The 8,145-nt window shown below is 71.4% G+C and carries 9 protein-coding genes; 1 reads left to right on the top strand and 8 read right to left on the bottom strand.

What is annotated here, in order from left to right; translation table 11 throughout:
- From tatC to pafA, 5 genes are all read right to left on the bottom strand, one after another.
- Positions 1 to 741 (bottom strand): twin-arginine translocase subunit TatC (gene tatC, locus I0Q12_RS26745; protein WP_197256350.1); only part of this gene is annotated, 741 nt, incomplete at its 3' end.
- A gap of 87 nt (positions 742 to 828) precedes the next feature.
- Entirely contained in the window at positions 829 to 1,080 is a 252-nt protein-coding gene (gene tatA, locus I0Q12_RS26740; RefSeq protein ID WP_197256348.1) for a Sec-independent protein translocase subunit TatA, read from the bottom strand.
- Positions 1,081 to 1,177: 97 nt separating this feature from the next.
- Positions 1,178 to 2,164 carry a YafY family protein gene (locus tag I0Q12_RS26735; protein WP_197256346.1) on the bottom strand — a complete coding sequence of 329 codons (987 nt, stop codon included), beginning with the start codon at positions 2,162 to 2,164 and terminating at the stop codon, positions 1,178 to 1,180.
- Positions 2,161 to 3,159, bottom strand: coding sequence for a YafY family protein (locus tag I0Q12_RS26730; RefSeq protein ID WP_197256345.1), 999 nt, complete (start codon positions 3,157 to 3,159; stop codon positions 2,161 to 2,163). The genes I0Q12_RS26735 and I0Q12_RS26730 overlap by 4 nt, the downstream gene beginning before the upstream one ends.
- Positions 3,160 to 3,247: 88 nt before the next feature.
- Positions 3,248 to 4,606, bottom strand: a complete 1,359-nt coding sequence (pafA, locus tag I0Q12_RS26725) for a Pup--protein ligase (RefSeq protein WP_197256343.1) — start codon at positions 4,604 to 4,606, stop codon at positions 3,248 to 3,250.
- 64 nt (positions 4,607 to 4,670) lie between these two features.
- Here pafA and I0Q12_RS26720 point away from each other — a divergent pair, with 64 nt between their 5' ends.
- Positions 4,671 to 6,170 carry a bifunctional phosphatase PAP2/diacylglycerol kinase family protein gene (locus I0Q12_RS26720; protein WP_197256354.1) on the top strand — a complete coding sequence of 500 codons (1,500 nt, stop codon included), beginning with the start codon at positions 4,671 to 4,673 and terminating at the stop codon, positions 6,168 to 6,170.
- Here the strand turns inward: I0Q12_RS26720 and prcA are convergent.
- The 3 genes from prcA to I0Q12_RS26705 are packed head-to-tail and all read right to left on the bottom strand — an operon-like array spanning position 6,146 to position 7,997.
- A complete protein-coding gene (gene prcA, locus I0Q12_RS26715) occupies positions 6,146 to 6,958 on the bottom strand; it encodes a proteasome subunit alpha (RefSeq protein ID WP_197256341.1) in 813 nt (270 codons plus the stop codon). The two genes, I0Q12_RS26720 and prcA, sit on opposite strands and share 25 nt — an antisense overlap.
- A complete protein-coding gene (gene prcB / locus I0Q12_RS26710; RefSeq protein WP_374068800.1) occupies positions 6,955 to 7,809 on the bottom strand; it encodes a proteasome subunit beta in 855 nt (284 codons plus the stop codon). Before prcB ends, prcA begins: the two co-directional genes overlap by 4 nt.
- Complete coding sequence (locus I0Q12_RS26705; RefSeq protein ID WP_059384481.1) at positions 7,806 to 7,997, bottom strand: ubiquitin-like protein Pup; 192 nt, start codon at positions 7,995 to 7,997, stop codon at positions 7,806 to 7,808. The genes prcB and I0Q12_RS26705 overlap by 4 nt, the downstream gene beginning before the upstream one ends.
- Between the last annotated feature and the right edge of the window lie 148 nt (positions 7,998 to 8,145).

Genomic DNA, 8,145 nt, shown 5'->3' with positions numbered 1-8,145 from the left:
GAGATGTGTATAAGAGACAGGATCCTGGCCGGGGGTCGCGACGGCCGCGAACACGAACATCGCCATGATCAGGCCGCGGCGCCAGGCCTTGAGCTTGGCGTAGGACAGCACCCCGACGGCGTTGAGCGCGACGATCACCAGCGGGATCTCGAAGGACACCCCGAAGATGACCAGCAGGTTGATCATGAACCCGAAGTATTCGGATCCGGACAGGGCGGTGACCTGCACCTCGTTGCCGACGGTCAGCAGGAACGACAGGGCGTGGGTGACGACCAGGTACGCCAGCACCGCGCCGGTGACGAACAGCACGGCGCCGGAGACGACGAACCCGATGGCGTAGCGGCGTTCCTTCGCGTACAGGCCGGGGGTGATGAACGCCCACAGCTGGTACAGCCACACCGGGCAGGCCATCACCACGCCGGCGGTTGCGGCGACCTTCAGGCGCAGCATGAACTGTTCGAACGGGCCGGTGGCGAGCAGGTGGCAGCCGCCGTCGGCGCTGATGTCGGCGCGGGAGGACGCCGGCAGCGAACAGTAGGGGTCGAGCAGGATCGAGCCGAGGCTGGGCAGGCCGAACAGGTTGCGGCTGTACCAGACGAACCCGATGACGGTGGTGACGAGCACCGCGGCGAGCGCGATCAGCAGACGGGTGCGCAGTTCGTACAGATGTTCGACCAGCGACATGGTGCCGTCGGGGTTGGTCTTGCGCCGGCTTCGGCGCGGATCGAACGGGATGCGCACGTGCGGTTCTCAGCTCCTGTCGAAGCCCCCGGGATCAGCGGAGGACCGGGGCACCCGTCGCGGATGCCCCGGTGGTTTGGTCGGTGGTCAGGCCGACCGCGGTTCGGTGTGCTTGGCCTGTGTGACGGTCGGGTCGACGCTCTCACCGGCGGGCAGCGGGTTCGGAGCCGGCTGCGGCGCCGCCGGGGCGTCGTCGTTCTGCATCTCCTTGATCTCGCTCTTGAAGATGCGCAGCGACCGTCCCAGACCGCGGGCGGCGTCGGGCAGCTTCTTCGAACCGAACAGGATCACGACGACGATCGCGACGATGGCCCAATGCCAAACGCTCAATCCACCCATTGTTTCAACCTCCACTGATGGTGTGCTGCCGATGCTACCGGACCCGAACATGCCCGATCCCCGCCCACAGCCGTTTGACCGGGAGTTCGCGCAGGGTTCACAACTCCGTTACACGCCCCGCCGCCGGTTCGTCGAGCGGCAGTGTGTCGTACGCCTCCAGCGCGGCCGCGGCGCGGGCCCGCACCGCGGCCACCAGCTCAGGCGGCCCCAGCACCGTCACGCCACCGCCGAGCCCGACCGCCAGCCGTGTCATCCACTCCGGCGACGCGTACCGCAGCACCGCGGTGCACAACCCGTCCGGCTGCAACTGCACCTCGGTGAGCGGGTAGTAGTCGATCAGCCAGCTGTAGCCGGGATCGATCCGCAACCGCGCGGCCGGCAGCGTCGGATCCCCGGCGAACAACTCGAAGCTGTCCTCCTCGTCGACCGCGGCCGGCGGCCGGGCCGGTTCCGGCAGTTCCTCGGCCGCATCGATCCGGTCGAACCGGAACAACCGCACCCCCTCCGCGGTGCGGCACCACGCCTGCAGATAGGTGTGCTCGTCGATGAGCACCACCCGGATCGGGTCCACGTCCCGCTCCGAGACGGTGTCCCGGGACGCCGAATAGTAGGTCAGGTGCAGGGCCCGGCCGCGGTGCACCGCGGCCCGCACGGTCGCCGCGACCGGATCGTCGGACACCGGCACCGGGGTGTCGCGGTCGGCGGCGGCGCTGCCGGCGGCCGCCTCGATCTTCGCGATGGCGCCCTGCGCCGCCGACGGATCGACCACCCCGGGCATCTCCAGCAGCGACCGCAACGCCACCAGCAGCGCCGTCGCCTCCGTGGAGGTCAGCCGCAGCGGCCGGTCGATGCCGGCGGTGAAGGTGACCACGATGCTGTCCTCCGACAGCGACAGGTCGATCAGGTCCCCGGGCCCGTAGCCGGGCAGACCGCACACCCACAGCTGGTTCAGATCGTCCATGATCTGTTTCGGCGTGACCCCCAGGTCGCGGGCCGCCTCGGCCGCGCTGATCCCCGGGTTCGCCGTGAAATACGGCACCAGATTGAGCAGCCGCGTCAGCCGCTCCGACAATCGTGTGCTCACCGTTCCCCCTCCACGGCCGTGCCGGCGACCACCCGGGTCAGGATGGCCCGCACCTGCTCCCGCAGCTCGCTCGGCGCCAGGACCAGGGCATCGGCGCCCTGCCCGGCGATCACCCGCGCGATCCAGCTCCACGACCGCACCGGCACCTCGAGCACCGTGCCGTCGCGGTCCCCGATCCGGCGGCGTTCGGTCTCGGTGCCGAGCCGGCGCAGCTCGGCGGCCCGCCCGTCCGGCACCCACACCCGGGCGGCGCCGGTGACATCGCCGGTGCTGGTGGCCTCGAGCACCCTCGCCCGCAGATCCACCTCCTCCGGGATGGTGACGGCACCGGCGGGACCGACCGCGGTGACCTCGTCGCCGATGCGGGAGAGCCGGAAGGTGCGGGTGGCGTCGCGGTCGCGGTCGTGCCCGACCAGATACCAGCGGCCGTGCACGGTGACGATGCCCCACGGTTCGACGGTGCGCCGCGTCCACGGGTCCGCGGGGGACGCGCGATGGTCGAACTGCACGGCGCGGCGCGCGTCGATCGCGGCGAGCAGCGCGTGCAGCGCCGGTTCGGAGCCGCGGGCCCGCGCCGGCAGCGAGGTCACGGTGCCGGTCGGATCGGCGTCGACCTGCACCCCGGCCGCCCGCAGCTTCAGCAACGCGCTCTGCGCCGCCGACGTCAGCTCCGGCGACGACCACAGCGCCGCCGCGACCGCGACCGCCGCGGTTTCCGCGCTGGTCAGCTCGATGTCGGGCAGCTCGTAGGCGTCCCGGTTGATGCGATAGCCCTCGACGGTGGAGTACCGCGACGGCATACCCGTCTCCAGCGGGATGCCCAGGTCGCGCAGTTCGTTCTTGTCGCGCTCGAACATGCGGCTGAACGCCTCGTCGCTCGCCGAGTCCGCGTAGCCGGCGACGGACGCCCGGATCTTCTCCGCCGTCAGGAACTGGCGTGTGGACAGCAACGCGATGACCAGGTTGACCAGCCGTTCGACTTTCGAGATCGCCACGCCCGCAAGCCTAGTGTCCCGCCCGCGGCCGTCCGCAGGCGTGGTCGCGCGACACGCCTGCCGGCGATGATCTCCGTGACGGGATGTTCTACATCGAGGCGATCAGCCGCTCCACGCGTTCGTCGACGGACCGGAACGGGTCCTTGCACAGCACGGTGCGCTGCGCCTGGTCGTTGAGCTTGAGGTGCACCCAGTCGACGGTGAAGTCCCGGCCCGCGGCCTGCGCCGCCGCGATGAAGTCGCCGCGCAGCTTCGCGCGGGTGGTTTGCGGCGGGGTGTTCACGGCCGCGTCGACGGCCTCGTCGTCGGTGGCGCGCGCGGCGAGCCCCTTGCGCTGCAGCAGATCGAACACGCCGCGGCCACGTTTGATGTCGTGGTACGCCAGGTCGAGCTGCGCGATCTTCGGGTCCGACAGTTCCATGCCGTAGCGGTCCTGGTAGCGCTGGAACAGCTTGCGCTTGATCACCCAGTCGACCTCGGTGTCGACCTTCGCGAAGTCCTGCGACTCGACCGCATCGAGCACCCGGCCCCACAGGTCGACGACCTGCGCCACGTGCGGGTCCGGTTCCCGGCTGCGCAGATAGTCCACCGCCCGCGCGTGGTATTCGCGCTGGATGTCCAGGGCGCTGGCCTGCCGACCCCCGGCCAGCCGCACCGGGCGCCGCCCGGTCAGGTCGTGGCTGACCTCCCGGATCGCGCGGATCGGGTTGTCCAGCGCGAAGTCCCGGAACGCGACCCCGGCCTCGATCATCTCGAGCACCAGCGACGCCGACCCCACCTTGAGCATGGTGGTGGTCTCGGACATGTTCGAGTCACCGACGATCACGTGCAGCCGCCGGTACTTCTCGGCGTCGGCGTGCGGTTCGTCGCGGGTGTTGATGATGGGCCGGGACCGGGTGGTCGCCGAGGAGACGCCCTCCCAGATGTGCTCGGCGCGCTGCGACAGGCAGAACGTCGCCGCCTTCGGGGTCTGCAGCACCTTCCCGGCGCCGCAGATCAGCTGCCGGGTCACCAGGAACGGCAGCAGCACGTCGGAGATGCGGGAGAACTCCCCCACCCGCGCCACCAGATAGTTCTCGTGGCAGCCGTACGAGTTGCCGGCCGAGTCGGTGTTGTTCTTGAACAGGTAGATGTCGCCGCCGATGCCCTCCTCGGCGAGCCGCTGCTCGGCGTCGACGAGCAGATCCTCGAGGACCCGCTCCCCGGCGTGGTCGTGCTCGACGAGCTGCAACAGGTCGTCGCACTCGGCGGTCGCGTACTCCGGGTGCGACCCCACGTCCAGATACAACCGCGCCCCGTTGCGCAGGAACACATTGGAGCTGCGGCCCCACGACACCACCCGGCGGAACAGGTAGCGCGCCACCTCGTCGGGGCTCAGTCGGCGATGCCCGTGGAAGGTACACGTGACGCCGAACTCCGTCTCGATACCCATGATTCGTCGCTGCACACTTCGACAGTACCGCTCCGAACAACCGACCATCGGCTGCAACGGCATCTACGGTCAACCTGTGATGTTCGATGCCGCCCGGTACAGCCGCGCAGACCGTGTCCTGTTCGAACGCAGCGGCGCGCTGCGCCCGTCCCCCGCGGACCCGACGCTGCGGATTCTCAGCCGCCTCGCCGACCACAGCGTGCTGTGGATGGGGTGCGCCGCGGTGGGCATCGCGGTCGGCGGCACCCCTCGCCGCGCCGTGGTCCGCGGGCTGCTGTCGGTGGCCGGCGCCAGCGCCCTCGCCAACGGGGTCCTCAAGCCGCTGCTGCCGCGCCGCCGCCCCCCGGCCCGCGTCGAACCGCACTTCCGGCGCCGCAACGTGCCCATGCCCACCTCGTCGTCGTTCCCGTCCGGGCACGCCGCCTCGGCCGCCGCGTTCGTCACCGGGGTGGCGCTCGAATCCCCCGCCACCGCCGCGGTGGTGGCGCCGCTGGCCGCCGCGGTCGCCTACTCGCGGGTGCACACCGGGGTGCACTGGCCCACCGACGTGCTCGTCGGCGCCGCCGCCGGCGCCGCGGTCGCGCTCGGCACCCGCCGCTGGTGGGCGGTGCGCGTCGACGAACCCGCGGTCGCCGGGACCGCGGTGGAGGCCCCGGCGCTGCCCACCGGGCGCGGGCTGCTGGTCGTCGTCAATCCCGGCTCCGGGACCGACGAGAGCGACCACGAGGACCTGCGGGCGGCGCTGCCGGAGGCCCGCATCGTCACGCTGCCCACCGGCGACGACCTCGCCGCCGAACTGGACCGGCTGATCACCGAGCACCACCCGGTGGCGCTCGGCGTCGACGGCGGCGACGGCACCGTCGTCGCGGTCGCAGCGGCCGCGGTCGCCGCGGGTCTGCCGCTGGCGGTGTTCCCCGGCGGCACCCTCAACCACTTCGCGCGCGACGCCGGCGCCGCCGAACCGGGCGACACCATCCGCGCCGTCGCCGGCGGACACGCCGTCCGCATCGACCTCGGGCGGGTCACCGTCCCCGACACCCCCGGCAACGGCACCGGCACCGGCGACGGCGGCACCGAGTACACCTTCGTCAACACCGCCAGTCTCGGCGGCTACCCCGATTCGGTGCGGCTGCGGGAACGCTGGGAACCGCGCATCGGCAAGTGGCCGGCCGCGGCGGCGGCGATGACGCGGGTGCTGGCGACCGCGTCACCGCTGACGGTGCGGATCGACGGCACCGAGATGGCGCTGTGGCTGCTGTTCGTCGGCAACGGCCGGTACACCCCGACCGATCGGGTCCCGATGTCCCGGCCGGCGCTGACCGGCGGCACCCTCGATCTGCGGTACCTGCGGGCGGACCGGCGCTGGTCCCGGCTGCGGCTGCTCACCGCGGTGGCCACCGGCAGCCTGGACCGGTCCCCCACCTACACGCAGCGGAACGTGGCCGCGGTGTCGGTGCGCATCGAGGGACCGCCGGTGGCGCTGGCCACCGACGGCGAGGTCGTCACCGACGGCACCGTCTTCGAATTCCGCAGTGCCCCCGCGGCGTTGACGCTCTACCGGCTGCCCGACCCGTCCTGACCGGACGTGTCGGTGTCAGTGTCAGTGTCGGAGGCCGGCTTCTCCGCCGTCTCCGGGCTGTCCGCCGCGGCGGCGCCGTCGCCGGTGGTCGGCAGCATCGCCTCCAACGCGGCGCCGGTGATCCGCCGGAACGCGCGGCGCGGCCGGGGCTTCTCGAGCACCGCGACCTCGAGTTCCCCGATGCCCAGGGTCCGCGGCGTCGCCTCCGAGCCGGTGCCGCGCTGCAGCGCCGTCACCGCCACCGCGACCGCGGCATCGAGCTCGAGACCGGGCCGATAGGCCTCGCGCAGCGCGGTCGCGATCGGCTCGGTGGTGCCGCCCATCACCACGAACTGCGGTTCGTCGACGATCGACCCGTCGTAGGTGATCCGGTACAGCTGCGGCGCGTCCTCGGTGTCGGACCGGCCCACCTCGGCCACGCAGATCTCCACCTCGTACGGCTTGGGCTGGTCGGTGAAGATCGACCCGAGGGTGGAGGCGAACGCGTTCGCCAGCGACCGGCCGGTCACGTCCCGCCGGTCGTACGCGTAGCCGCGCATGTCCGCGTGCATGATCCCGGAGCGGCGCAGGCTCTCGAACTCGTTGTACTTGCCGACCGCCGCGAAACCCACCCGGTCGTACAGTTCGCTGATCTTGTGCAGCGCCTTCGACGGGTTCTCCGCGACGAACAGCACCCCGTCCGCGTAGATCAGCGCGATCACGCTGCGGCCGCGGCCGATGCCCTTGCGGGCCAGCTCCGAGCGATCGCGCATGATCTGCTCGGCGGACGCATAGTACGGCAGCGTCACTGCCCACCTCCTGCGGTGCGGTCGGCCACGATCGCGCGGGCCAGTTCGGACAACGTCGCCTCGGGCACCATCGTCGCCCCGGACGCGGTGATCATCGCGGCGGTCGGATAGATGCCGCGGGTGGTGTCGGGGCCGCCGGTGCCGCTGTCGTCGTCGGCCGCGTCGTACAGCGCCTCCACCGCGGTGCGCAGCGCGTACTGCTCGTCCGCGTCCGCCCGGAACAGCTTCTTCAGCGACGACTTGGCGAACAACGACCCGGACCCGACGGCGTGATAGCCGGCGCGTTCCTCGTACCGGCCGCCGACCACGTCGTACGAGACGATGCGGCCGGCGCGGCGCGAATCGATGGCGTCGAGATCGAACCCGACCAGCAGCGGCACCACGGCCAGACCCTGCATGGCCGCGCCGAGGTTGCCGCGCACCATCGAGGACAGCCGGTTGGCCTTGCCGTCGAACGTCAACGGCACACCCTCGATCTTCTCGTAGTGCTCGAGCTCGACCGCGAACAGCCGCACCATCTCCACGGCCAGGCCCGCGGTCCCGGCGATGCCGGCCGCGGAGTAGTCGTCGGTGATGTGCACCTTGTCCACGTCGCGGCTCGCGATGAGGCTGCCCATCGTGGCGCGCCGGTCCCCGGCGAGCAGCACCCCACCGTCGAAGGTCACCGCCACGATCGTCGTGCCGTGCGGGGCGATCTCGCCGAGCGACCCGAGCTGCCCGGCGAACCGGTTCTCCGGCAGCAACTCCGGGGCGTGCATCCGCAGATGCTCGGTGAACGACGACATCTCAGACGCGAGGTGCAGCCGGGGCTGCACCTCGCGATAGGGAAGGGACGAACGATCCGTTGTCACTGGCCGCCCTTCTGCACATAGGCCCGCACGAAGTCCTCGGCGTTCTCCTCGAGCACGTCGTCGATCTCGTCGAGAAGATCGTCGGTTTCCGACGCCAGCTTCTCGCGCCGTTCCTGACCGGCACCACCGTCGCCGACGACCTCGTCGTCGTCGCCACCACCGCCGCGTGTGGTCTGCTCCTGCGCCATAGCCGCGACCTCCTCGATCACTGTGGTGTCCGGCTCCGGTCGACGACCGGACGGGCCACCATCCTGCTCAGAACTCCACCCTACCGAGCCGACCCGGTACCGAGTGCGACTTGTGGTGCGGCGCGCCCGTGTGTCGGCGCGCACGCAC

This window comes from Rhodococcus sp. CX (assembly GCF_015865005.1).
Classification (GTDB): domain Bacteria; phylum Actinomycetota; class Actinomycetes; order Mycobacteriales; family Mycobacteriaceae; genus Rhodococcus.
The sequence above is the reverse complement of the archived record's forward strand: the minus strand, read 5'-3'. Positions and strand labels throughout refer to the sequence as shown.

What these genes read in the sequence shown, in the direction of transcription:
- tatA (WP_197256348.1), bottom strand. Translation starts at nt 1,080, where the DNA reads ATGGGTGGATTGAGCGTTTGGCATTGGGCCATCGTCGCGATCGTCGTC.
- I0Q12_RS26720 (WP_197256354.1), top strand. Translation starts at nt 4,671, where the DNA reads ATGTTCGATGCCGCCCGGTACAGCCGCGCAGACCGTGTCCTGTTCGAA.
- I0Q12_RS26705 (WP_059384481.1), bottom strand. Translation starts at nt 7,997, where the DNA reads ATGGCGCAGGAGCAGACCACACGCGGCGGTGGTGGCGACGACGACGAG.